Origin of the sequence: Extibacter muris (assembly GCF_004345005.1) — a bacterium.
In the GTDB taxonomy this organism is placed as follows: domain Bacteria; phylum Bacillota; class Clostridia; order Lachnospirales; family Lachnospiraceae; genus Extibacter; species Extibacter muris.
This window is the reverse complement of the sequence record NZ_SMMX01000089.1, coordinates 1-591: the sequence shown is the minus strand read 5'-3', so window position 1 is coordinate 591 and position 591 is coordinate 1. Positions and strand designations below refer to the sequence as shown.

1 protein-coding gene is annotated in these 591 nt (G+C 46.7%); it reads right to left on the bottom strand.

Features of this window, described 5'->3' with window-relative positions:
- Positions 1-125 precede the first annotated feature (125 nt).
- Positions 126-512, bottom strand: a complete 387-nt coding sequence (locus E1963_RS23905) for a hypothetical protein (protein WP_132281723.1) — start codon at positions 510-512, stop codon at positions 126-128.
- Between the last annotated feature and the right edge of the window lie 79 nt (positions 513-591).

Below are 591 nucleotides of genomic sequence, written 5' to 3'. Positions count from 1 at the left end.
TTTCTCCCTTCTTCCCCCCTTTTTTTCCCTTCTTCTACTTTCTCTCTTCCTCTCCCGCCCTTTTCTTTTTTTTTCTTCTTTTCTTCCCCTTCCTCTTTTCTTTTTCCTTCCTTTTTATATGTTGTTTATTGGTCTCTCTCTTCTTCCCCTTTTCCTTCCCCTTCCTCTCCTTCTCTTTCTTTCCCCTCTTTTTTCTCTTCTGGAAAACGTCCTCCTTCTAACACGTTTTTTCCTTTTGATTTTCTCCCTCTTTCTCTCTTTCTTTCCTTCAATCGAATATGAGGTGCTTCTCTCCTTCCCCTTCCCCCTTCCCTCCTTTCCCGCGCTCCTGCTCCCTCCGCCCTCTTTCTTTCCTTTCCCTCTTCCCCTTTCTTTCTTTCCCCTCTCCCGAATTTGATATTCTTGCGCTCTTTCTCCCCCCTCCCCCCTAGCAACTTCCCCTTCTCTTCTCTCTTCCGCCCTCCTTTCTTCCCTCTTCTTCTTAACAGCTCTCCTCCCGGGCCGGGCGCCAAACTTCTGTTCCTTCCCCTTCTCTCCTCTCTTCTTTTTTCCTTACTCTCTTCCTTTTATCGTTATTTCCCGCTGTTCTTT